Origin of the sequence: Curtobacterium sp. MCBD17_019, from assembly GCF_003234555.1 — a bacterium.
In the GTDB taxonomy this organism is placed as follows: Bacteria; Actinomycetota; Actinomycetes; order Actinomycetales; family Microbacteriaceae; genus Curtobacterium.
Genome location: NZ_QKTT01000015.1, coordinates 55,788 through 77,658, shown reverse-complemented (window position 1 = coordinate 77,658; position 21,871 = coordinate 55,788). Strand labels below are relative to the sequence as shown.

Genomic DNA, 21,871 nt, shown 5'->3' with positions numbered 1-21,871 from the left:
AGCGCGGCGTCGATGTCCCCGAAGGCGTGGCGTAGGCTCGCTCCATGGCAGCGCAGGTACGGGCACACCGTGGCTGAGTCCCGGAACGCGGGGCGGAGCCTCGAGGTGCTCCGTGCCGAGGCGGCGGAGGAGATCGCCGTCATCGTCGAACACCGCTGTCGCCAGGGTGACGACCCGTGGGAGTTCATGCACCTGATCCCGACGGTCGACGAGCAGGTCGTGCTCATCCTCCGCGCCGAGGCCATCGAGGTCGACTCCCGCATCGAGCACCGTGCCGGCGGACGCACCCAGCACCCGTCGTCGGGCTCGGGTACGGCGCACGGCGAGGAGTACCACCGCCTCCGGCGCATCGCGCTCGCGCACCCGGAGCTGTCGAGCGCGGTCTGGAAGCTCATGGGCGCGATCCCCGAGGGCCGCTGACCCGGTCCGACGCGTCCGCTGACACCCGCCGGCCAGGCCCGGGGACCGGCAGCGGATGCGCTTGACTGACCGCATGACCGAAACCGTCCTCGCGATCCTGAACCGTCCCTCCCAGCACGCCGAGGCGCACGACCCCGGCGCCGACGCGTTCACCTTCGAGGGTCCGATCGAGCCGCACGTCCAGGTGCTCGACCTCGGCTTGGTCCGCGGTGACGGCGTGTTCGAGACCCTCAACGTCACGGACGGTCGACCGCAGGCACTCGAGGCACACCTCGACCGTCTCGCCCGCTCGGCCGCGATGCTCGACCTGCCCGCACCCGACCTCGACGTCTGGCGCCGCGCGGTCGAGGCCGTCGTCGCGGAGCTCGATCCGGTCCGCGAGGCCTACTGCAAGACCGTGATGTCCCGCGGCGTCGAGGGCGACGGCCGACCGACGGGCTACGTGTACGCGGCCCCGGCCGAGGAGTACACCATGCCCCGCGAGCAGGGCATCGCCGTCGTCACGCTCGACCGCGGGTACCGCCACGACGTCGCCCGCACGAGTCCCTGGCTGCTCCAGGGCGCCAAGACCCTGTCGTACGCCGTGAACATGGCCGCCCTGCGTGAGGCGGCTCGTCGCGGGGCCGACGACGCCCTGTTCGTCTCGACCGACGGCTACGTCCTCGAGGGCCCGCGCTCGACGCTCCTGCTCCGACGCGGCGACGACCTCGTCACGCCCCGGACCGACATCGGCATCCTCGCGGGGACGACGCAGGCGGACGTCTTCGCCTTCGCCGAGGACCGCGGGATCGCGACCTCGTACGAGCTCGTGACGCTCGACGACCTCCGTGCCGCCGACGCACTGTGGCTCGTGTCGAGCTCCCGGCTCGCTGCCCCGATCCGTTCCGTCAACGGCGACGTGCGCGACATGGACCTCGAGCTCACCGCCGCGATGAACACGTTCCTGCTCGACCGCACCGCGTAGGCGCCGGAGGCCGTGACCCGGCGGACGGCCGGGAGGCCCGAGCCGCGCCCGGCAGGGCGGTCGCGATCCGGGCCTCCCGACCGGCGCCACGGCGGGCGGCCGGGAGTCAGAACCGCGGCACGGTCACCCCGCGGTGCGCCTCCGCGTCCCACGTGTAGACCTCGGCGCCGTCGATGAAGACGCGGAGCGCACGCGAGGTCGCGTCGAGCGGGTCGCCGGACCAGAGCACGAGGTCGGCGTCGTAGCCGGGTGTGATCTGACCCACGCGGTCGCCGAAGCCGAGGAACGTCGCCGGGTTCGTCGTCAGCGCCTCGAGCGCCGTCTGCCGGGGCAGGCCCTCCTTGACCGCCATCGTCGCCTGCAGCACGAGCATGTTGATCGGCACGACGGGCGCGTCCGTCGTGATCGCGACCCGGACCCCGGCCGCCGCGATCTCGGCGAGGTTCGTGATCGCGCGGTCCCGGAGCTCCACCTTCGAGCGACTCGTGAACAGCGGGCCGTACACGACGGGGATGTCCTTCTCGGCGAGGAGACCCGCGAGCTTGTGCCCCTCGGTGCCGTGGTTGACGACGAGCCGGTAACCGAACTCCTCGGACAGGCGGATCGCGGTGGCGATGTCGTCGTGGCGGTGCGTGTGCTGGTCCCAGGCGAGCTCCCCGTCGAGGACGCGCGCGAGCGTCTCCTTGGTGAGGTCGCGTTCGAACGGCTCGCCCTTCCCCGCGGCGGCCGCACGGGCGGTGCGGTAGTGGTCGGCGGCGACGAAGGCCTCGCGGATCACCTTCGCGACCCCGAGGCGGGTCGACGGCGTCTGGTCCTTCGCCCCGTAGACGCGCTTCGGGTTCTCGCCGAGCGCGCTCTTGACGCTGACACTGTCCGAGATGAGCTGCTCGTCGATCGTCCGGCCGCCCCAGCTCTTGATCGCGACGGTCTGGCCACCGATGGGGTTGCCCGAGCCGGGCTTGACCACGATCGCGGTGACGCCGCCGGACAGCGCGTCCCGGAAGCCCTCGTCGTCGATGTCGATCGCGTCGATCGCGCGGACGGCGGCCATGTTCGGGCCGGTCATCTCGTTCGTGTCGTTGCCCGCGACGCCGTTGGCCTCCTCGTGGATGCCGACGTGGCCGTGCGCCTCGACGAAGCCCGGCACGAGCCACGTGCCCGCCGCGTCGACGACCGGTAGCCCCTCGGGCACGGCGACGTCCGGGCCCGCCGCGGTGATGCGTCCGTCCTCGACGACGACCGCGCCGCCGTCGAACTCGTCCCCGACGACGGGGACGACGTGGGCACCGGTGATGACGAAGGATCGTTTGCTCATGCGGACCACGCTACCGACCGGCGGATGCGGTCCCGGTCACCGGCACCGGGCCTCCCGGACCGTCCAGGTGCACCGCCGGAGCGCGTCCTAGGCTGGGCCGGTGAGCTCCGACGCGTCCTCGACCACCCCTCCCATCGCCGCGAAGCACCCGGTCACCCGGACCCACCACGGGGTCCGGTTCGTGGACGACTACGAGTGGCTCCGTGACAAGGAGTCCCCGGAGACGCTCGCGTACCTCGAAGCCGAGAACGCGTACACCGACGCGGCGACCGCGCACCTCGCCCCGCTGCGCGACCGGCTGTTCGACGAGATCCGTGCCCGGGTGCAGGAGACCGACCTCAGCGTGCCGGTGCGGATGGGCCGGTTCTGGTACTTCACGCGCACGAGCGAGGGCAGCCAGTACGGCGTCCACTGCCGCGCGCCGATCACCGACGAGGACGACTGGACCCCGCCCGAGGTCGAGGCGGGCGCCGAGGTGCCGGGCGAGCAGGTGGTGCTCGACGGCAACCTGCTCGCCGCGGGGCACGACTTCTTCGCGCTCGGCACGTACGACGTCAGCGACGACGGCGAGCGCCTGGTCTACGGCATCGACACGGCCGGCGACGAGCGGTACACGCTGCACGTGCGCGACCTCACGAGCGGTGAGGACCTGCCGGACGTCATCCAGGGCACGGGGGCCGGTGCCGCGTTCGACCCGTCGGGCCGGTACGTGTTCTACCCCACCGTCGACGAGTCGTGGCGTCCGGACACCATCTGGCGGCACGAGGTCGGCGGGACCGGCGAGGACGTCGCCGTGTTCCAGGAGCCCGACGACCGCTACTGGGTCGGCGTCGGCGTCACCCGGTCGTCGCAGTACATCGTGATCGAGCTCGGGTCGAAGATCACGTCCGAGGTCCACCTGCTCGACGCGGCGGACCCGACGGGCGAGTTCCACGTCGTCTGGCCGCGTCGCGAGGGCGTCGAGTACGACGTCGAGCACGCGGTCGTCGGCGGGAGCGACCGGCTGCTCGTCCTGCACAACGACGGCGCCGAGAACTTCGAGCTCGTCGACGTGCCCGCGGACGACCCGACGTCGACGAGCGACCGCCGCGTGGTCATCGCGCACGACCCGGAGCGCCGCATCGAGTCGGTGGACGCGTTCGCCCACCACCTCGCGGTCGAGTACCGGTCCGAGGCGCTCCCCCGCGTTGCGATCGTACCGATCGAGGGCGACGGGTACGGCGACGCGCACGAGGTCCCGTTCGACGAGGAGCTGTTCTCGGCGGGCTTCGGCGGCAACCCCGAGTGGGACCAGCCCACCCTGCGCCTGACGTTCACGTCGTTCGTGACCCCGTCGACGGTCGGCGACCTCGACCTCGCGTCGGGCGCGATCACGGTGCGGAAGCGCCAGCCGGTGCTCGGCGGCTACCGCTCCGAGGACTACGTGCAGGAACGCCAGTGGGCGACCGCACCGGACGGCACGCGCGTGCCCGTCTCGCTCGTGTGGCGCCGCGACGCGGTGCCGGCCGGGAGGCCCGCTCCCGTCCACCTGTACGGCTACGGCTCGTACGAGCACAGCATCGACCCCGGTTTCAGCGTCATGCGGCTGTCGCTGCTCGACCGCGGCGTCGTGTTCGCGGTCGCGCACGTCCGCGGGGGCGGCGAGATGGGCCGGCACTGGTACGAGCAGGGCAAGACCCTGACCAAGAAGAACACGTTCACCGACTTCGTGGCGGTCGCCGACCACCTGATCGCGACCGGCCGCACCACGCCGGACCGCGTCGTCGCCGAAGGCGGCAGCGCCGGCGGGCTGCTCATGGGCGCCGTCGCGAACATCGCACCGGACCGGTTCGCGGGGATCCTGGCGGCGGTCCCGTTCGTCGACGCGCTGACGAGCATCCTCGACCCGGACCTGCCGCTCACGGTGATCGAGTGGGACGAGTGGGGCGATCCCCTGCACGACTCCGAGGTCTACCGGTACATGAGCGAGTACACGCCGTACGAGAACGTCCGCGACGACGTCACCTACCCGCGGATCCTGGCGGTCACGTCGATCAACGACACCCGGGTGCTGTACGTCGAGCCCGCCAAGTGGACGGCGCGCCTGCGCGAGGTCGGTGCGCCGGTGCTGCTCAAGACCGAGATGGCGGCGGGACACGGCGGGGTGAGCGGGCGCTACGACTCCTGGCGCGAGCGGGCCTTCGAGCTGGCGTGGCTGCTCGACGTGCTCGGTCTCGCCGAGGCCGAACCGCGGTCCTGACAGCGCGATCCCCGACCCCCGAGATCGCAGTCGTTGCCGTTCCGGGAGCGTCCTGAGCGGCAACGACTGCGATCTCGCGGGAGAGGGTGACGGGCTGGGTCAGACGCGCGAGAGGGCCTGCACCGCGTCGTCGTAGGACTCCTCGGCACGACGCACGCGGTCGCCCGCGAGCACGCCGTAGCCGAACGTGTCCTCCCCCGCGCGCGTCGCGATGCCGGCGACGTGTCGGAGCTCCTCGAGCGCGTGCAGGGACTGCGCCCGCTCGGTGAGGACGTCCGCCGCGACGGTGATCCGGCGGCCGAGTGCGTGCGGGAAGGCCTCGTCCCCGAGGACGTCCATCGCGATCCGCATCCGCATCGTGGCCAGCCACGCGCGTTCGGTCGCCTCGCGGTCGCCGGTCTCGTCCGCCGGGTCGTCACCGACCGCGGCGCGCACGAGCTCGCGCACGACGGGCTTCTCGGCGGCCGTGACGTCCTGAGCCACCCGCTTCGGGGTCCGGAGCGCCCAGGCGGTCGGCTCGGGTCGCTCCACGGCGTCGTCGAGCAGGTCGAGCAGGTCGAGGTACTCCGGCGTGTGCAGGAACCGGAGGGTGTCGCGCACCGCCTCGTCGCGACGCTCACGGGTCGCCGCGAGGAGCCGTTCGCGCGCCAGGGTGTCGACGAGTGCGTCCTGCGCCGGCGTCCCGGCCCGGTGGAGGTCGCCGACGAGGTACTCGGCCGACGCCGCACGGCTCACGACGTCGGCGAGCGTCTCCGCGGCGGCCACCGCGCGGTCGGTGAGGTCCGCGTCGGCGAAGGCGGCGCGGTAGGCGCCGAGCACCGCCGCCAGGCCGAGCGACGTGGTGGCCAGTCCGCGGAGGTCGGCGGTGTCGCCGGACCGGAGCCGGGCCTCCCGGCGGGCGAGCGACGAGCGCAGTCGCGCGACGCGCTTGCGGAGGACGCGCGCGGCGGAGCCCTTGGCCGGCTTGTCCGTGGTGCGGAGGCGCGGGGCGTCGACGCCCGCGAGGCCACGGGCGAGCTTCGAGGAGACGGCCGCCGGCTGCGCACCACGCTCGGCGAACCGCGCGTCGAGGCCGTCGAACAGCGTCTGCGCCACCTGCTCGTCGACGCCCTCGACCGCCTCGACCTCGACCTCGCGCCACGTCCGCGGCCCGGTCGGCGCGTCGGGGTCGAGCCGGAAGGCGCTGACGTGGTCGTCCGCGAGCTCGGCGACCTGGTCGCCGTCCTCGTCCAGGAGGCGCGTCACGGCCCGTTCCGTCCGGATCCGCACCACGGGGCGCAGCGCCCGCCCCCGGCGCTCGGCGAACAGCGCCGCGAGCACCGCGTCGGGCACGGTGTCGGTGTCCTCGGTGAGCGGGAAGTGCTGTTCGTGCCGGACCGTGTCCGAGGCCGCGCGTTTGATGTGCCAGCCGGCGTCGGGGCCTCCCGTGCGGCGGCGGACCGTCACGTGTGCGGCCACCAGGTCGAAGCGCTCGGTGTCCCAGTACGTGGCGTCGAGCTCGAACGGCTCCTGCCGCTCGGTGCGGAGGATCCCGCCGACCCCGATCAGGTCCGGCAACTCGGCCTCCGGGGCCAGGTCGTAGGTGCGTTCGATCTCGAGGTGCGTGTCGCTCACACGTCCTTGTCTACCAGCCCGCCGCCGGTGGCCCGAGCGTCGTCGAGACGCCCGGCGAGGACGGCCGCCGCGATGCTCCCGAGGAAGGGGACGACATAGGCCAGGAGCATGACGAGGAACAGCGCCGTGTAGGGCACGACGGTCGCGAGGCTCCAGACCTCGGTCAACGGCCAACCGAGCGCCGTCGCGATCACGGGCATGCCGAGGAGCCACCAGTCCGTCGCGGACCTGGAGCGGAGCACGAGGCGGCCGGCCGCCACGGCGACCGCCGACCCACCGAGCCACGCCCACGCGGGTCCGGGCGTCGACGTCAGGACGAGGGCCGCGAGTCCGGCCGCGCCGAGCACGACGAACCCGACACCGGCGAGCTGGCGGCCGCGGGTCGACGCGTCCGTCAGCAGCAGGGCACCGATGGCCGCGAGCGCCGGGACGACGACGAGGAGGGCCACGACGACGACCGTGAGGACCCGGATCCAGTCCGATCCGTCGTAGCGCGATCCCATGGCGGACAGCCCGGCTCCGACGAGCATCGAGCAGATGGCGAAGGCGACGAGCGCCGAGGACGTGCGGATGGTGCGCGGCGCGGCGCGCCCCGACAGTGCGGACATGGATTCCCCCCAGGTCGATCGGTGGACGGCGCGGCGGTGGAACAGCGCCGTGGTGAGCGCCCCGAACGCCAGGCCGGCGCGGGGCAGGTCGAGGTCGGCGGCGTCGCGGAGGTCCGCGTGCCACTGCTCCATGCGGACCGGTCGGTCGTCGGCGGGCGAGAGTGCGACGGCGAGGTCGACGACCGCTCGCGCGAGCGGGTGCGGCGCGGTCGACGCGCCCTCGGCGCCGTGTCGAGCCGCCGACGATCGGGGGCCGATCACGGGGTCACCGTCCGGCCGGGCGCGGTGCGCCGTGACGGTCGCGCGGCGGCGCGTGCCCGGTGCTCGTCGGCGGACGCGACGAGGTCGCGGGCGGCGACCCGGCCCTCCCCCGTGAACGCGTAGCGGCGGCGACGCGGACCGGATCGGTCGGGGTCGTCATCCCATGACCCGGTGATCCAGCCCTGGCGCTCGAGCCGCTCGAGGATCGGGTAGACCGTGCCGGACGGGCGCCCCGTGGTCTTGATGAGCACGAGGCCCCAGAGTGGCTCCTCCTGGGCGAGCAGGGCCTGGAGGACGTCGAGCGTCGGTGCGGTGACGCGCTGGAGTGGTTCCATGGACGCAACCTACCTATGTCGGATAGGTGTGTCAACCGGTCCTGCTGTCCGGTGGGCCGGCCGGGAGGGCCGGGGCGGCGTCCGGCAGGAATACCCGCGCAGGCACGCCGGTTACCGTCGGCATCATGAGTGACACGATCTCGAAGGACGCGTTCGTCCCCGCCGCCGGCACCGTCACGATGTTCACGACCGGCTGGTGCGGCTACTGCAAGCGACTGAAGACCCAGATGGACCGCGCCGGTGTCACGTACACCGAGGTCAACATCGAGGAGACCCCCGGCACGGCAGAGCTCGTGGCCGCGGTGAACGGCGGGAACCAGACCGTCCCGACCCTCGTGTTCCCGGACGGCTCGACGGCGACGAACCCCTCGCTGGCCGAGGTGCAGTCCCGCATCTGAGCACCGCCCTCGTCGGCGGCCGCGCGTGGACGCGGACGCCGCGGGGACGCGCGACCTGATCCATCCCCACGGGAACGGCCCCGGAGACCAGTGGTCTCCGGGGCCGTTCGCGCGCCGGGCGCGTCGACCGCGGGCGTCCGGCGACGGGGTCAGCGCCCCTCGAGCGCGTCCGTGAGCATGGCCGCCATCGCGTCGAGCTGGATGTCGCCCGAGTCGACGAGCTCCTCGTCCGAGCCGTCGAGCGCCCGCGCGGCGAGCCCCGCCTTGCTGTCGATGAGCTCGGCGATCTTCGTGTCGATCGTCTGGGCCGCGATGATCCGCCACGCCGTGACGGGCTCCTCTTGTCCGATGCGGTGCACGCGGTCGATCGCCTGCGTCTGCTCGGCGCTCGTCCACGACAGCTCCGCGAGGACGACGTTCGACGCGACCTGCAGGTTGAGGCCGACGCCGGCCGCGGTGAGCGAGCAGACGATCACCGCCACGTCCGGGTCGTTGACGAAGGCGTCGATCTCGGCCGTGCGCTGCGCCGTCGACTGCTCGCCGCGGACGGTCGCGGTCCGCAGGCCACGGCGCGCGAAGACCTCTTCCGCCTGGTCCATGACGTCGAGGTGCTTGGCGAAGAACACGACCTTGCCGACGTTCGACGCGAGCTGCGCCGCGTAGTCCGCCGCGAGCTGGGCCTTGGCACGACCGATGCGCCGGACCATCGAGAACACGTTCTCGCCGGTCGTCGTGGCGTCCTGGTCCTCGAGCTCCCACCGCGCGACCTGGCGGACGAGCTTGTGGTCGATGCCCTCGACCGGGGCCTGGCCGGTGCGGGCGGCGAGCGCCTGGTGGTAGCGGGCGACGAGCTTCGCGGTCAGCTCGCGCTCGGCGTCGCGGATCGACCGGCCGACCTCGTCGTCGAGTTCGACGGGGATGTCCGCGATCCGGCGCGCGGGGATGTCCGCCGCGACGTCGACCTTGCGGCGTCGGACGATCCCCATCTCGATGACGGCGCGACGGGCCTCCACGAAGAAGCCGGGCTCGGCCGGGGTCAGCCCGATGTCCTCGAGGGCGTTCATGAGTTCGGCGCGGGGCTTCTTGTCGTCGATCCAGCCGAGGAACTGCCAGATCGTCCGGAAGTCCTCGACGCTGTTGATGAGCGGGGTGCCGGTGAGCGCCATGAGGAGCGGCCGGGCCATGCGCTCGCGGATGCGCTCGGCGAGCTGCAGCACGAACCGGGAGCGCTGGGACTCCTTGTTCTTGATGAAGTGCGCCTCGTCGACCACCATGCCCCGGAACCCGAGCGCGCCGAGCCAGCCCACGTGGCGGTCGAGGATCTCGTAGTTGACGACGATGACGTCGGCGAAGCCGTCCATGTCCTCGCCGTCCCCGTGCAGCACCGTGACGGATCGGTTCGGCACCCACCGCTGGGCCTCGCGCATCCAGTTCGTCTTGACGACGTTCGGGACCACGACGAGGAGCGGGAACGCGTTCGCGGCGTCCGCGGCGAGGAGCGACTGCGCCGTCTTGCCGAGGCCCGGCTCGTCGGCGAGCAGGAACGTGCGGTGCCCCTGCGCCGCCGACGCGACCAGCTCCGCCTGGTGCTTCATGAGCTCGGCACCCGCGGGGGTCCGGAGGGTCGTGGGCTCCGGGAGCGGCATCGACGCCACACCCCCGCCCGCGCCGTACTCGAACGACTTGAACAGCGGGCCGAACAGCTCCCAGTTCGCGAGGCGCCGCGGGTGCGCGACGGGGGCCTCGGCGAGCGAGAAGTCCGGCGGGAGGAACGGGTTCGCCAGCTGCCGGGCGACGACCTGCTGCGGCACGACGGCCCGCTCCGGGGCCTCGACCGGCGAGGTCGGCTCGGCGGCGATGACGAGCTCCTCGGGCGCGAGCTCCATGCCCGCGGCGATCATCATGTCCCGCTTGACGGTCCGCGTCGACTCGGAGACGGGGGCGTCCTCGGCGAGGAGCTGGATGACGCTCGTGTCGCGGGCCGCGGTCTTGGCGAGGATGGTGGCGACGCCGTCGAGCCGCTTGAGCTGTTCGGCGCGCTGCGCGTCGGTCAGGTCGGCGTCCGCCTTGACGCGGGCGCGCTCCTCGCGCATGAGCTGCGCGACGGCCTGGAACTTCGTGCGGTTCGAGGGGCGGAGCGCCCCACGCTGGGCCGCCGCCTCGACCTCGCGCACGGCGCGGGCGAGCACGGGGATGAGCCCCTCGTTGTCGACGGGTCGCGTGCGACGGGGTGCGGACCGCACGCCGCCGGCCGCTCGCCTGATGCCTGATCGAGCCAACGCTCCTCCTGTCTCCCGATCGACGGGAGTCCCCGACGGTGTCCGCCGGTACGTCTCGTGACGGACCGCGCGCGGCCGTCGTTCCGGACACCCGTGCGACACGACCGGACGTGGCCCGGGGCGAGCCTGTTCGACGCGCCGGGCCGGTACCGATCAGGAGACCGGGTGGGTGCCCCTCCATGAACTGTCACACGCTCGCGACGCCGCACGGATGTCGGGTCACCGCCGTCGCGTCCCGACTCCGGGGGGCCGGGACACGTGACCGCCCCCGGAACCGGGTGGGCCGCCCCCGGAATCGGGACGGCGTGCGGCGCACGGCGCGTGCGCATCCAGTCTAGTGCACCGCGCCTCCCCCGCACCATGTGGGACGCCCGGGAGACCCCGCCTCAGGACCCGCGACCGGGTGCGGACCGTGGCCGCAGACCGGGCGCCGGGGCGGGCAGCGTCGCCGCCGGTGCGGCGAGCGCGGCACGGGTCGCGGCGAGGAGCTGCTCCGCCGTCGCGATCCCGTTCGCCGATCCGGTCGTCGCCTGGCCACCGGCATGGGCGAGGAGTTGCGAGCCGATGGCGGGTCCGATGCGCTCGGCGCCGTCCGGGTTGCGTCGCACCCAGTCCCGCGCGATCGCGTCGGCGAGCCGTTCGGCGGCGGCGCCCCGGTCGGCGTCCCCGCGCGACCGGTGCCAGAGGCCCGTGACGACGAGGTGTGCGACGACGGCGCCGACGTCCCGGACCGGGTGCCCCCACCCGGCGGTGTCGATGTCGAGCAGGCCGGAGATCCGCCACGGCTCATGCTCGTCGACGAAGATCTGCTCGAGGTGCAGGTCACCGTGCACCACCTGACGGTCGGACGTCGACCACCCGATCGAGCGCCGCCCGATCGCGTCGTACAGCCGGTCGATCTCCTCGGCCTCCCTCGGCAGCGCGGACACGAGTGTGCGCCGGTGCCAGTCCGCGTGGTCCATCGCGTCCGCACGCGCCTGCTGCGTCAGCCGGACCGTGGCGATCCGGCCGGTCAGTGCGGCGAGCGACGCGATGAACCGGGGATCGTCCGCGATCTCGAGGATGCGACTGCCCGCGGGAACGCCTCGGACGCGCTCGAGCACGAGCAGACCGTCACCGCGGGACGACAGCACGCGCGGCACCGGGAGTCCGGCCGCCACGAACTGCTCGTGCGTCCGGACGATCGGGGTGACGCGGTGTGGTCGCACGACCTTGAGGAACACCGTGCCCTGGGGCGAGTCGACGCGGACCACCGCGCGTTTGCCGGGTCGGTACGCCGCGACCGTGAGCGTCGGTGCGGTGACCGGCATGCCCGCGGCGGTCAACAGCTCCGCCACCGCGTCCCGGTAGGTCACGTGCGGCAACACCGGGAGGCCCGGGTCGTTCGGGTAGGCCCACACCGACACGGCGTCGCCGGTCACGGCGTCGAGCACGACGGCGGAGTGCTGGTCGTGGCCGCCGCCCGTGTCGACGTAGGTGAGCACCGTCGCCCGTGCCCCGGCGGCGTCGACGGTGTCGACCTCGTAGCCGTACAGGTAGCCGTTGCCCGACGGCTCGACCGAGTGTGCGCGCGCGGACAGCACCGTCGTCCCCGAACCGGCGAACGCCTCGGGGAGCACGCGATCATGGTCGGGCCACACGCGCCCAGTCAACCGTGTCCCGCATCGATACGCCGGGAGCGGCGCTCGGTAGCCTCGGACCGTGAACCCCGTCGCGCGTCTCCGTCAGGCGACGCGGACGCCGTTCCTGCAGGTCGTCAAGACCGCGGTCGCCACGATCGCCGCCTGGGTGCTCTGCACGGCGCTGCTCGACTCGGAGTACCCGATCTTCGCCGCGATCGCCGCGCTGCTCGTCGTGCAGCCGAGCGTCAACCAGTCGTTCGTCCGCGGCCTGGAACGCAGCGCCGGAGTGGTGCTCGGCGTGCTGCTCGCCACCGCGCTCCACCTGCTGCTCGGTGACAACACGTGGATCGTGCTGCTCGTGATCGTCCTGGCGATCCTCCTGGCGTGGACGCTCCGGCTCACGCCCGGTTCGTCGACGCAGATCCCGATCAGCGCGATGCTCGTCCTGTCGACCGGCGCGACCACGCCGCATTACGCCGTCGACCGGATCATCGAGACCGTCATCGGCGCCCTCGTCGCCCTCGCCGTGAACGCGCTCATCGTGCCGCCCGTGCTGCTCCAGCCCGCGCACCTGGCGGTCGCCCGTCTCGCGCGGGACACCGCATCGGCGTTCGAGCGCATCGCCGTGGGACTCACCGAGGGCCGGGACCGCACCGGGTGGGAGGCCGACCTCGTCACCGCGCGGACGCTGCGGCAGGCGCAGGCCCGCTCCGACGCCGCGCTGGCCGCCGCGCGGGAGAGCCTGACGATGAACCCGCGCGGCGGGCGCCACCGGACGATCCTCGAGCGCGACATGGAGATCGCCGGGCACCTCGCCGTGATCGTCACCCGCGTGATCGGGATGACCCGGGCGATCCGGGACAACGTCGCGCCCGACCTCGTCGAGGACCGCGCGATCGGCCGCATCGCCACCGAGGTCGCACGGATCGCCGCCGAGGTCCGGGCCTTCGCCGCTGCCGATCAGCGGCCGATCGCCGAGGATCCCGCCTCGCCGACACTGACCGCCCCGGTCGTCGTGCTCCGGCCGAACGAGGACCACTGGATCCTCATCGGGTCGTTGCTCGAGGACATCCGCCGCGTGCGCGAGGAACTCCTCGGCGAGGGGGCCTGACCCGACGACGCGCCGGCCCGGTCAGCGCAGCGGGTCCGCGCACCGCTCCGAGCAGGTCGCCGTCGCGGTCGCCGCGGCGAGCGTCGTGCGGATGAGCTCGTCCCACGCGTCCCCGACGGCCGCGTCGGCCACCGGGTCGGTGCGATGGCGCGCCGCCGCCCGGATCTCCGCGAGCGCCGCGACCGCGTCGGCGCGCCCCGCTCGGCCCGCGACGTCCGGGAGGCCCGCCCGCAGGTCCGCGAGCGCCCGCGCCCGGTGCGGCGCCGCGAGGTCCTGGAGCCCCGTTATCACCCGCCACGCCGCACGCAGTTCGAGTCGTAATCGGCGCACCGCCGGGTGGAGGGCCTCCCCCCACCCGTCGTCCACGAGTCGGTCGCCGGCGAACCGGTCGTCGACACGCTCGTCCTCCGTCGGCCCCACCGACGCTTCGTCCCCCGTCACCACGGCCCCCGTCTCCTGCTCCCCCGTCGCACCCCGGGGTGCGACGTCGACGGCGCCGAGCGCACGTCGTCGCCGCAGCGTAGCAACGTGCGGACGCTGCGTGCGCGATGTGTGCCCGAGGATGTGCGGACCGGTCGTCCGACGATGCGCGGAGTGGACGTGGCGGACGCGGATCGGGCCTCCCGGCCGTCCACCGGCGCGGCGGCCCGCACCGACGCTGTGACGAGATTCAGCGACACCACGGGGAACGCCGCACGCCCCGCAGCGCGGAGTGCCACGATGGCCCGAGGAGGTCAGGACATGCGGCTGCTGGTGGTGGAGGACGACGACGAGATGCGCGCGCTCCTCGAACGGGGACTCGCTGCCGAGGGCTACCGGGTCACCGCCGTCGAGAACGGCGTGGAGGCGCTCATCGCGCTCGGCGAGCAGGCGTACGACCTCGCCGTGGTCGACGTCATGATGCCCGGCATGTCCGGCTTCGAGCTGAGCCGCCGCATCCGCGAGCGCGAGGACCCGATGCGGATCCTCCTCGTCACCGCGCGGGACGCCGTCGACGACCGCGTGTACGGCCTCGACTCCGGTGCCGACGACTACCTCACGAAGCCGTTCGCGTTCGCCGAGCTCACCGCGCGCCTGCGGGCCCTCGGCCGGCGCGAGGCGGCTGGTGCACCTCGGACCATCGAGGTCGCCGACGTCGCCATCGACTCCGAGGCACGACGCGTCGTCGTGCAGGGCCAACGCGTGGCGATGAGCCCGACCGAGTTCGCGCTCCTCCGGCTGCTCGCCCGCTCCGCCGGGAGCGTGGTGGACCGGCCCAAGATCCTCGAGGAGGTCTGGGACGGCAGCCAGCACGTCGACCCGAACGTCGTCGAGCAGTACATCTCGTACCTCCGCAAGAAGCTCTCCGCGCACGACGCGTCGGTCGCCATCACGACCGTGCGCGGTCGCGGGTACCGCCTCGACAGCGTCGGGGCCTGAACCGGTCCTCCCCGCCGTGTTCCGGCCGCTCCGTCTGCTGTCGCTCCGCGCACGGATCACCATCGGCAGCACCGCGATCGCGGCCATCGTCATCGTCCTGCTCGTCGTCGTCGTCCGGCTCCAGGTGATCTCCGTCGTCGCGAGCGCCACCACGACCCTGCTCGTCGCCGACGCGGACCCCTACATCGCCGCGCTCGAGGTCGACAGCTCGCCCGACCTCGGGAGTCCCGGCAACGGTCAGCTGGTCGCCGTCGTGTCGCCGACCGGGCAGCTCGAGTTGACGACCATGCCACGGAGCTTCGAACACGAGATCCGATCCCTGTCCACCGCGAGCGCCCGGACCTCGTCGATCACCGTCGACCGCTCCGAGTACCGCGTCGTCGTCGAGCACGTCACGAACGACGCCGGCCGGTGGACGGTCGTCGCCGCCCGCAACGCGCAGTCCGAGCGCATCGTCGTGGACGACCTCACCGAGACGCTCGGCGTGCTCGGGCTCGTGATCCTCGTGGCGTTCGGGATCGCGTCGTGGATCCTGGCGACCGTGGCGCTCCGGCCCGTCGCCCAGATGCGCCGCGAGGCCGAACGGCTCCGGGGCACAACCGACCGGGCCGAGCTCCCCGTCGGTCCCGCGCAGGACGAGCTGTCCTCGCTCGCGACGACGCTCAACGCGTTCCTCGCCCGGACCCGGCAGGCCACGGAACGGGAACGGCAGATGGTGTCGGACGCAAGCCACGAACTCCGGACGCCGCTGGCGATCCTGACGACGCAGCTCGACCTCGCGTCGCTCGACACCGGCGACGCCGACGCGCTCGCGGGACACATCGACCGCGCCAAGCAGAACGTCGCGCGGCTGTCCCGGCTCGCGAACGACCTGCTCACGCTGTCCCGCGTCGAGGAGACCGAGGCCCAGGCCGACGAGGTGGCGCGCACGACGAGCTGGACGGACCTCGGCGACGAGGTCATGTCCGCCGTCGACCGCGTCCGGCTCATCGCGGGCGCCAAGGACATCACCGTCGACTTCGAGCTCGAACCCCCGATCGCCGTCGGGGGGTCCGGGCCGGGCATCGGCGGCGGCACCGTCGAACCGCGCTACCGGCTCGACACGAGTGGCATGGCGCAGCTCGTCACGAACATCGCGGGCAACGCCGTCGCCGCGCTCGAACCCGGGGGCGGCATCGTCGTCACCTGGCGTGCGGAGGCAGGGCAGGGCGTGCTCCAGGTCACCGACGACGGGCCAGGCGTCCCGGACGCGTTCGTCCCCGTCGCGTTCGACCGCTTCACCCGCCCCGACGCCGCCCGACGGTCCGTGCATCCCTCGCCCGGCGGCTCGGGCCTCGGACTCGCGATCGTCCGCGCCATCGCCGAGCGCGCAGGAGGCACGGCGAGCCTCCGCAACGTCCGGTCCGGCGGCCTCGAGGTGACGGTGCGGGTCCCCGCGGTCTGACCCCGCCCGGCTCGCCCCTCCCCCTGCTCGCCGCCCGGTCAGTGGAAGTCGCGGGAGCGCGTCCGGACCGCGAGCGGCAACCGTTCCATGTGGTCCGCGACGACGTTCACCACACCGTCGGGTGACCGCTCGAGGATCCCCCGCACGACGAGCGCCGGTGCCTCGCGGGCGACCCGACGGAACCGTGTCCACACGCCGACGCTGCAGATCACGTTCACGAGGCCGGTCTCGTCCTCGACGTTCATGAAGGTGATCCCGGACGCCGTGGCGGGACGCTGTCGATGCGTCACGACCCCGCCGACCTCGATCCGCCGCCCGGTCTCGGCCGTCATGAGCTCCGCGACGCTGAGCACGCGCCGCCGGGCGAGATCCGGCCGCACGTGCCGGATCGGGTGGTCGTCCGGTGACAGCCCCGTCGACCAGATGTCCGCGATCAAGGCGTCACCGTCGGTGAGCTGCCCGAACAGCGGCGGCTGCACGACCACCTGCGTGTCGGGGAGCTGGTCCGGGCGTTCCGCCGCGGCCTGCGCCGCCGACCACATGCCGCTGCGACGGTCGATGTCGAACGACGCGAACGCATCCGCCGCAGCGAGCGCCTCGAGCTGCGCCGTGGTCAGCCCCACCCGCCGCGCCAGGTCGGACATGTCCCGGAACGGGCCGTTCGCCTCGCGCTCCGCGACGATCCGCTCCGCACTGCGTCGGCCGAGGGACGTGACCTCGACCAGGCCGAGACGGACCGCGAAGGCGCCGTCGCGTCGGTGGTCGTCCGTGTCGAACGGTTCGCTCCGGTCGAACGGCCGGACGGGCTCCTGTTCCTGGGCCAGGCAGGTGTCCGAACCGGTCCGTGGCGGCAGCCCGTCGTCGCCGAGCGGTGCGTCGGGATCGAGGACCTCGAGCGTGGCGTCGACCCCCGACCGCAGGATGTCCGGGCGCCGCACCTGCACTCCGTGGCGTCGGGCGTCCGCGACGAGCGACTGCGGCGAGTAGAACCCCATCGGCTGCGCCCGGAGCAGTGCCGCCAGGAACGCGCCCGGGTAGTGCAACCGCATCCATGCACTCGCGTAGACGATGAGCGCGAAGCTGATCGAGTGGCTCTCCGCGAAGCCGAAGTTCGCGAACGCCTGGATCTTGGCGTAGATGGCGTCGGCGTCCTCGCCCTCGATGCCGTTCGAGGCCATGCCGCGGTAGAGCTTGTCGCGGAGCGCCTCGATCCGGACCAGCCCCCGCTTCGACCCCATGGCGCGGCGGAGCTGGTCGGCGTCCTCGCCCGAGCACCCGCCCACGGTCATCGCCATCTGCATCAGCTGCTCCTGGAACAGCGGCACCCCGAGGGTGCGCTCGAGCACCGGTTCGAGTGCCGGATGCAGGTAGGTGATCGGCTCCTCCCCGGTCCGCCGCCGGATGTAGGGGTGGACGGCACCGCCCTGGATCGGCCCGGGACGCACGAGCGCGACCTCGATCACGAGGTCGTAGAACCGCCGCGGTAACAACCGGGGCAGGGTGCCCATCTGGGCCCGGGACTCGACCTGGAACACCCCGACGGTGTCGGCCCGGCACAGCTGGTCGTAGACGCCCTGCTCCTCTTTCGGCATGTCGTGCATGTCCCAGCGCTCACCGCAGTGGTCGGCCGCGAGGTCGAACGCGTACTGCAGCGCCGCGAGCATGCCGAGGCCGAGCATGTCGAACTTGACGAGCCCCATGAAGGCGCAGTCGTCCTTGTCCCACTGCAGGACCGTCCGGCCGTCCATGCGGGCGTGCTCGATGGGGACGACCTCGCCGACGGGTCGGTCGGTGAGCACCATGCCGCCCGAGTGGATGCCGAGGTGCCGGGGGAACCCGAGGACCTCGCGCGCGAGTCCGACGACCTCGTCCGGAATGTCGTGCTCCGTGCTCTCGGTGACCGACCCCCACCGTTCCACCTGCTTGGACCAGGCGTCCTGCTGTCCCGGGCTGTGCCCGAGCGCCTTCGCCATGTCGCGCACCGCGGCCTTCGGACGGTAGGTGATCACGTTCGCGACCTGCGCCGCGTTGAACCGGCCGTACTTGGCGTAGACGTACTGGATGACTTCTTCGCGGCGGTCGGAGTCGAAGTCGACGTCGATGTCGGGCTCTTCGTCGCGCATGCTCGAGAGGAACCGTTCGAACGGCAGCCCGTACCGGATCGAGTCGACCGCCGTGATCTCGAGCAGGTAGCAGACCGCCGAGTTCGCGGCGGACCCGCGGCCCTGGCAGAGGATCCCCCGACTGCGCGCGTACTGCACGAGATCCCGCACGATCAAGAAGTACCCGGGGAAGTCCTTCTCCTGTATCACGTGCAGCTCACGCTCGATGCGGTCACGCTTGACCGGGTCGACCCCGTCGGCCGAGCCCGGGTAGAACCGCCGGGCGCCCTGCCAGACGAGGTCGCGGAGCCACGACATGGGCGTGTGCCCGTCGGGCACGTCGAGGTCCGGGAGGCCCGGCGCGGCACTCCGCAACCGGAACGACAGGTCGTCGGCGAGCTCCACACTCCGCGCCACGGCGCCGGGGTACCGGGCGAACCGACGGCTCATCTCGGCCCCGGACCGCAGGTGCGCCGTGTCGGCGGCGGGGAGCCAGCCGTCGAGTTCGTCGAGGCTGCGGCGTGCCCGGACAGCCGCGAGCGCCGTGGCGACCCGGAACCGGTCCGGGGTGGCGTAGTGCACGTTCCCGGTGGCCACGACGGGCAACCGGAACCGCCCGGCCAGTCCGGCCAGGAGGTCGTTGCGGGCCGTGTCCATCGGGTCGCCCTGGTCGATGAGCTCGACGGTGACGTGCTCGCGCCCGAACCGGTCGAGCAGGTCCCGCAGTGCTCGCTCGGCGGCATCCTCACCCCCGGTCTCGAGGGCGGCGCGGACGGTCCCCTTGCGGCACCCCGTGAGCACGTGCCAGGCGTCACCGGCCCGCTCTGCGAGGTCGTCGAGGTCGTACCGGGGCCGGCCCTTCTCCGCACCGGGCGACAGGTGTGCGCTCGTCATGGCGGCGGCCAGTCGGTGGTAGCCCGCTTGCCCGCGTGCGAGGACGAGCAGATGTGTGCCCTCGGGGTCGGCGACGCCGTTCTGCGGTTCGGACAGGCCGAGGGAGAGTTCCGCGCCGTACACCGTCCGGATGTCGGGGTGGGTCTCGGCGACCTCGGCCATCCGCGCCGCCCCGTAGAGGCCGTCGTGGTCGGTGAGTGCGAGGCCGTGCAGGTGCAGGCGTGCGGCTTCCTCGAACAGGTGCTCCGGTGGGCTCGCACCGTCGAGGAAGCTGAAGGTCGAGTGCGCGTGCAGCTCCGCGTACGGCACCGTCAGGCCGTCGTCCACGATCGAGGCCGGCACCGGTGTGTACGGGACGCGTTTGCGTGACCACGCCGGGCTGTCACCGCCGTCACCGGGAGGCGCTGCCCCGGGACTGCGCTTGTCCGACAGCGCACGCTCGAACTCCGACCACGGGATCGGTGGGTTGTTGTACCCCATCAGGTCGCCACCGCCTCGGCCCACCACCGGCCGTCCGCCAGGACGACGGTCCATGCGCGCCCCTCGGCGTCGACGAGCTGCATCCGGTGCAGGCGGCGACCCCCGGCCTCCCACCAGCGCACGACGAGCGGCCATGGCCCCGCCCATGCGGCCACCGCACTGAAGCGTCCGCCCCGGTCCCCCTCGGCGCGGAACCGGTCCGGCTCACCGGTCAGGATGCTGCGCCCGTCGACGTCGACCGGGGTGCCGTCGGCGGCGACGACGTCCACGGGCCGAGGACGGTCGAGGACCGTCGCGGGTGCGGGCCCGGGCAGCCGACCGGGCCACGGGCGTGCACGGGCGACCGCGACCGCGCGCTCGCCCCCTGCCGGGGTGTCCCCCCACGGCACGAACAGCGTGCGCTCCGCCAGGGTCCGACCGCCGGCGATGCGTGCCGTGACGACCCCGTCGTGTCCGACCATGCCCTGGATCCGGGCGAGGCCGTGGTGCACCCGCTCGTCCGGCCCGGAACCCCAGAGTCCACGCTCGTGGTTCGTGACCGCGTCGACCGCCTCGGCCTCGAGCCGGACGTGGGCGACGGGGGCCTCGAGCCCGGTGGGCTCCGTACCGCCCTGCAGCTGCCACCGCACGCGGTCGACGACGTCGGCGGGGTCGAACCACCGCGGATGGGCCCAGGTGCGGTCGAGGCAGACGCCACGGTCGTCGGTGATCTCGATGCGGATCGTCGTGGCCACGAGCTCCGCCGCACGGAGCCGCTCGGCGAAGGTGTCGGCGGACCGACGGAACGCGAACGCCACCTGGTCGGCACGGTCGAGCGGGGGTTCGAACGCGGCGTCGACGGTCAGGTCCGGTGGGACGTCGCGGGCGGTGACCGCACGTGGGTCACGGCCTCCGGCGAGCCGGTGCAGGAACGCACCCTCCGGCCCGAACCGGTCCCGCACCTGCTCGTCCGTGAGCTGCGCGAACGCACCGAGCGTCGTGATCCCGAGCCGCCCGAGCACCATCGCGAGGTCGTCGCGACCGAGGACCGACAACGGCAGCGGTGCCAGGAAGTCCGCCGACGCACCCTCGGGGACGATGCGGACCCGCTCGACATCGCGTGTCCGGGCACGTGCCGCCTGCTCCGCCGCGAACGGGGTGTCCGCGATGCCGACCCGCACGCCCGGCGCCCCGTGGTCGGCCGCGATGCCCGCGAGCGTCAGCGCTGCCGGGTGCTCCCCGCCGTAGTAGCGGGCCGGCCCCCGGGAGCGGATCGCGAGCGTTCCCGGGCGCAGGACGTGCACGCCGGGCACGGCACCCTCGACCGCACGGATGACGGGCTCGAACGCCCGGTGGTCGAGGGCCTCGTCGTACTGCTGGACCACGAGCGTCGTGCACCGGGCCTGGGCCTCGCGGATGCGCAGCCCACGGAGGACGCCCTCGTGACGAGCGGCCGCGGAACAGGCGTACACGAGCCCCTTGGCCACGAGGGCGATCGGCCGCTCGGGGTCCGCCCCGGACGCCACCGCAGCGGCGAGGACGGGCCAGTCCGGGCACCACAGGACCATCGTGCGGGTGGGCGGGGCCTCGACGGGCGGACTCCCCGCCCCGAGGGCCACCGTTCCACCGGTCACGACGCCACCGCCACGGGACGCGCTCCCCGGTCTCCGCCGGCCGTCGTGACGACCACCGGGGACCGGGTACCGGTCGGATCACCGCTCGCGGTCGCCGACACCGACGGCTGGACCGTCCCGTCCGCTGCGGGGAGCAGGAGTTCGGCGCTGCGTGGGCGTCCAGCGCCGGCCCGAGTGGTCGCCACGACCGTTGCCCGCCGTTCCGACAGGTACCCGAACCCGCGTCCGATGCCCTGCCACGAGGAGTCGGTGACCCGGAGCGAGGCCTCGGCACCGGGCCAGCTGCCGAGCGCGACGAGGGCGGCGCCCCGCTGCCGGAGCCGTGCCCCGAGGCGAGCGACGTCGCCCGGGGTGACGCGCCCGAGCGGTCGGGTCAGCACGATCGTCGCGACGTCGGCCAGCGCCGCGGTGACCGTCAGCCACTGGTCGCCCGGGTCGGGCACGAGCACGAGCCGCTCCAGGTCGATCCCGGCGGCCGCGGCGGCCTCGACCCCGAAGGACGGCACACCGACCACGGCGCACCATGCGCCGGACGCCGACGCCGCCTGGAGCATGGTCATCGCCAGCAGCACCGACTCGTGCACGCTGTAGGCCGCCCCCGACCGGAGTGCGCCACCCGGTAGGAGCGGCGCGAGCGCAGGCGACGTCGGGAGCGCACCGGTGTCGACCCGCGTGTCCTCCATGTCCGCGATCCGGGAGCGGAGGCTCGTGATGCGCTCCAGCGCCGCCCGCGCCTCGGCCACGTGGTCCGGT

General features: G+C 73.3%; 17 protein-coding genes. 7 read left to right on the top strand and 10 right to left on the bottom strand.

Annotated features, from left to right (window positions below; genetic code table 11):
* The first annotated feature begins 69 nt into the window (after nucleotides 1-69).
* On the top strand, nucleotides 70-420 hold the full coding sequence (locus DEI82_RS13550; RefSeq protein WP_111037288.1) for a tryptophan synthase subunit alpha: 351 nt from the start codon (nucleotides 70-72) through the stop codon (nucleotides 418-420).
* Between the two features lie 73 nt (nucleotides 421-493).
* Complete coding sequence (locus DEI82_RS13545) at nucleotides 494-1,384, top strand: aminodeoxychorismate lyase (RefSeq protein WP_111011071.1); 891 nt, start codon at nucleotides 494-496, stop codon at nucleotides 1,382-1,384.
* 106 nt (nucleotides 1,385-1,490) lie between these two features.
* Here DEI82_RS13545 and DEI82_RS13540 read toward each other — a convergent pair whose 3' ends face one another.
* The gene (locus tag DEI82_RS13540; RefSeq protein ID WP_111011070.1) at nucleotides 1,491-2,699 is read right to left on the bottom strand and encodes an amidohydrolase; all 1,209 of its coding nucleotides are present in this window, start codon (nucleotides 2,697-2,699) and stop codon (nucleotides 1,491-1,493) included.
* 100 nt (nucleotides 2,700-2,799) lie between these two features.
* Here DEI82_RS13540 and DEI82_RS13535 point away from each other — a divergent pair, with 100 nt between their 5' ends.
* Nucleotides 2,800-4,938: a S9 family peptidase gene (locus tag DEI82_RS13535; protein ID WP_111037278.1), complete on the top strand. Its 2,139-nt coding sequence runs from the start codon at nucleotides 2,800-2,802 to the stop codon at nucleotides 4,936-4,938.
* A 99-nt stretch (nucleotides 4,939-5,037) separates the two neighbouring features.
* Here DEI82_RS13535 and DEI82_RS13530 read toward each other — a convergent pair whose 3' ends face one another.
* The 3 genes from DEI82_RS13530 to DEI82_RS13525 are packed head-to-tail and all read right to left on the bottom strand — an operon-like array spanning nucleotide 5,038 to nucleotide 7,756.
* Nucleotides 5,038-6,552, bottom strand: coding sequence for a CYTH domain-containing protein (locus DEI82_RS13530; RefSeq protein WP_146242919.1), 1,515 nt, complete (start codon nucleotides 6,550-6,552; stop codon nucleotides 5,038-5,040).
* A complete protein-coding gene (locus DEI82_RS16015; protein ID WP_146242918.1) occupies nucleotides 6,549-7,421 on the bottom strand; it encodes a hypothetical protein in 873 nt (290 codons plus the stop codon). Before DEI82_RS16015 ends, DEI82_RS13530 begins: the two co-directional genes overlap by 4 nt.
* Nucleotides 7,418-7,756, bottom strand: coding sequence for a PadR family transcriptional regulator (locus DEI82_RS13525; protein ID WP_111011067.1), 339 nt, complete (start codon nucleotides 7,754-7,756; stop codon nucleotides 7,418-7,420). Before DEI82_RS13525 ends, DEI82_RS16015 begins: the two co-directional genes overlap by 4 nt.
* A gap of 125 nt (nucleotides 7,757-7,881) precedes the next feature.
* Here DEI82_RS13525 and DEI82_RS13520 point away from each other — a divergent pair, with 125 nt between their 5' ends.
* Nucleotides 7,882-8,154 carry a mycoredoxin gene (locus DEI82_RS13520; protein WP_111011066.1) on the top strand — a complete coding sequence of 91 codons (273 nt, stop codon included), beginning with the start codon at nucleotides 7,882-7,884 and terminating at the stop codon, nucleotides 8,152-8,154.
* A 149-nt stretch (nucleotides 8,155-8,303) separates the two neighbouring features.
* On the opposite strand, the gene DEI82_RS13515 is transcribed toward DEI82_RS13520, so the two are convergent.
* Together DEI82_RS13515 and DEI82_RS13510 are read right to left on the bottom strand one after the other, a co-directional pair.
* On the bottom strand, nucleotides 8,304-10,433 hold the full coding sequence (locus tag DEI82_RS13515) for a DEAD/DEAH box helicase (RefSeq protein ID WP_111011065.1): 2,130 nt from the start codon (nucleotides 10,431-10,433) through the stop codon (nucleotides 8,304-8,306).
* A 386-nt stretch (nucleotides 10,434-10,819) separates the two neighbouring features.
* Nucleotides 10,820-12,052, bottom strand: coding sequence for a phosphotransferase enzyme family protein (locus tag DEI82_RS13510; RefSeq protein ID WP_111037276.1), 1,233 nt, complete (start codon nucleotides 12,050-12,052; stop codon nucleotides 10,820-10,822).
* Between the two features lie 82 nt (nucleotides 12,053-12,134).
* On the opposite strand from DEI82_RS13510, the gene DEI82_RS13505 reads away from it, so the two are divergent.
* The gene (locus tag DEI82_RS13505; RefSeq protein WP_111013898.1) at nucleotides 12,135-13,166 is read left to right on the top strand and encodes an aromatic acid exporter family protein; all 1,032 of its coding nucleotides are present in this window, start codon (nucleotides 12,135-12,137) and stop codon (nucleotides 13,164-13,166) included.
* 21 nt (nucleotides 13,167-13,187) lie between these two features.
* Here DEI82_RS13505 and DEI82_RS13500 read toward each other — a convergent pair whose 3' ends face one another.
* Nucleotides 13,188-13,607 (bottom strand): hypothetical protein, encoded by a 420-nt coding sequence (locus tag DEI82_RS13500; protein ID WP_146242917.1) that lies wholly within the window; start codon nucleotides 13,605-13,607, stop codon nucleotides 13,188-13,190.
* A gap of 300 nt (nucleotides 13,608-13,907) precedes the next feature.
* Here DEI82_RS13500 and DEI82_RS13495 point away from each other — a divergent pair, with 300 nt between their 5' ends.
* Complete coding sequence (locus DEI82_RS13495; protein ID WP_111013936.1) at nucleotides 13,908-14,585, top strand: response regulator transcription factor; 678 nt, start codon at nucleotides 13,908-13,910, stop codon at nucleotides 14,583-14,585.
* Between the two features lie 16 nt (nucleotides 14,586-14,601).
* Nucleotides 14,602-16,029, top strand: coding sequence for a cell wall metabolism sensor histidine kinase WalK (locus tag DEI82_RS13490; protein ID WP_111011060.1), 1,428 nt, complete (start codon nucleotides 14,602-14,604; stop codon nucleotides 16,027-16,029).
* Nucleotides 16,030-16,067: 38 nt separating this feature from the next.
* On the opposite strand, the gene DEI82_RS13485 is transcribed toward DEI82_RS13490, so the two are convergent.
* The 3 genes from DEI82_RS13485 to DEI82_RS13475 are packed head-to-tail and all read right to left on the bottom strand — an operon-like array spanning nucleotide 16,068 to nucleotide 21,861.
* Nucleotides 16,068-19,505, bottom strand: coding sequence for an error-prone DNA polymerase (locus DEI82_RS13485; protein ID WP_111037287.1), 3,438 nt, complete (start codon nucleotides 19,503-19,505; stop codon nucleotides 16,068-16,070).
* Nucleotides 19,505-21,118 carry a DNA polymerase Y family protein gene (locus DEI82_RS13480; protein WP_309146652.1) on the bottom strand — a complete coding sequence of 538 codons (1,614 nt, stop codon included), beginning with the start codon at nucleotides 21,116-21,118 and terminating at the stop codon, nucleotides 19,505-19,507. The genes DEI82_RS13485 and DEI82_RS13480 overlap by 1 nt, the downstream gene beginning before the upstream one ends.
* Entirely contained in the window at nucleotides 21,115-21,861 is a 747-nt protein-coding gene (locus DEI82_RS13475; RefSeq protein WP_181434917.1) for a hypothetical protein, read from the bottom strand. The genes DEI82_RS13480 and DEI82_RS13475 overlap by 4 nt, the downstream gene beginning before the upstream one ends.
* Nucleotides 21,862-21,871 lie beyond the last annotated feature (10 nt).

Excerpts from the sequence above, each read along its gene's own strand:
- DEI82_RS13525 (WP_111011067.1), bottom strand. The coding sequence starts at position 7,756 with ATGGAACCACTCCAGCGCGTCACCGCACCGACGCTCGACGTCCTCCAG.
- DEI82_RS13495 (WP_111013936.1), top strand. The coding sequence starts at position 13,908 with ATGCGGCTGCTGGTGGTGGAGGACGACGACGAGATGCGCGCGCTCCTC.
- DEI82_RS13545 (WP_111011071.1), top strand. The coding sequence starts at position 494 with ATGACCGAAACCGTCCTCGCGATCCTGAACCGTCCCTCCCAGCACGCC.
- DEI82_RS13540 (WP_111011070.1), bottom strand. The coding sequence starts at position 2,699 with ATGAGCAAACGATCCTTCGTCATCACCGGTGCCCACGTCGTCCCCGTC.
- DEI82_RS13485 (WP_111037287.1), bottom strand. The coding sequence starts at position 19,505 with ATGGGGTACAACAACCCACCGATCCCGTGGTCGGAGTTCGAGCGTGCG.
- DEI82_RS13520 (WP_111011066.1), top strand. The coding sequence starts at position 7,882 with ATGAGTGACACGATCTCGAAGGACGCGTTCGTCCCCGCCGCCGGCACC.